This is a genomic window from Campylobacter sp. BCW_6873 (assembly GCF_001762365.1).
GTDB lineage: Bacteria > Campylobacterota > Campylobacteria > Campylobacterales > Campylobacteraceae > Campylobacter_D > Campylobacter_D jejuni.
Genome location: NZ_MJWS01000034.1, coordinates 1 through 937 on the forward strand (window position 1 = coordinate 1; position 937 = coordinate 937).

General features: G+C 28.6%; 2 pseudogenes. Both read right to left on the reverse strand.

Annotated features, from left to right (window positions below):
* Window positions 1–217 (reverse strand): annotated as a pseudogene (locus AJ932_RS01905) (hypothetical protein); the annotation flags it as partial.
* An 18-nt stretch (window positions 218–235) separates the two neighbouring features.
* A pseudogene (locus AJ932_RS01910) lies at window positions 236–937 on the reverse strand (hypothetical protein); the annotation flags it as partial.

A 937-nucleotide genomic window follows, 5' to 3' on the forward strand; every position in this document is an offset into this window, starting at 1 on the left:
TTTGCCCTGTATAAAAGTTAGGATCTAGGTATTGGGGTTTATAGTCTTTGTAGGGGGAGTTTCTTAATATGCGATCGGCTTCAAAAAGGGCTTTGGAATATTCTTCGGTATAATCGCCTGTTGGCTTAGCACTTCCTGAAAAAATGATTTTATTAGTGTCTTTATATACATCCATTATTAACCCATTGGGTGTATAAATCTCATAAGTTTCACTCATTATCTATCCTTTCTTAATTTAACCCATGTATAAACCATCTTCTATAATTATAGTAGTGGCTAGTCTGCCTATGAAATTAGGCGGAGTTTTTGTTTCTGATGCGATATCAGCATTTGCACTTGTCTTATTGGTCATATCTTCTTTACCTCTACTTGTATTAGAAGTTTTATCTCTATTTCCATTTATCCCCATATACATAGCCTTAAGATTGTTTTGTCCTATGATATTGAGTTTTTCTAGTAATCTTCTGGTTTTATTTTTATCTTCTATATATCTTCCTGTTTTATCTTTACTTGTATTGTAAATTCCATTAGCAAAATCTTGTAAAATTTGTAAAGCTTCATTGTAAGCATGAATAGGACTATCTTCATCCTTTTTAAAAGCACTAATTTGCTTTTCTTTATTTCTAAACTCTTTAAACAAAGGATGATTACAAGGAAGTTGATATATAGTGCATTTTTTAAGTTCTAAAGATTTTAACTCTTTAAAATAAAAAGTATAATCATCTATAATATATTTTTGTTCTTTTATATCCTCTAAAGCAGTTGCATTTCTTTTCTCATCAATAATCAAATAAGATAAAAGTCTTTTTAAAAGAAATTCTTTATTTTCTTCAAGCTTTTGATCTATTTCATAATGAAAGGAAAAATGAGTGTCAAAAACTCCTGTGCAAAGATCTATGCCATAAAAAATTTTCTTTAAATCAAAGCTAATGAATTT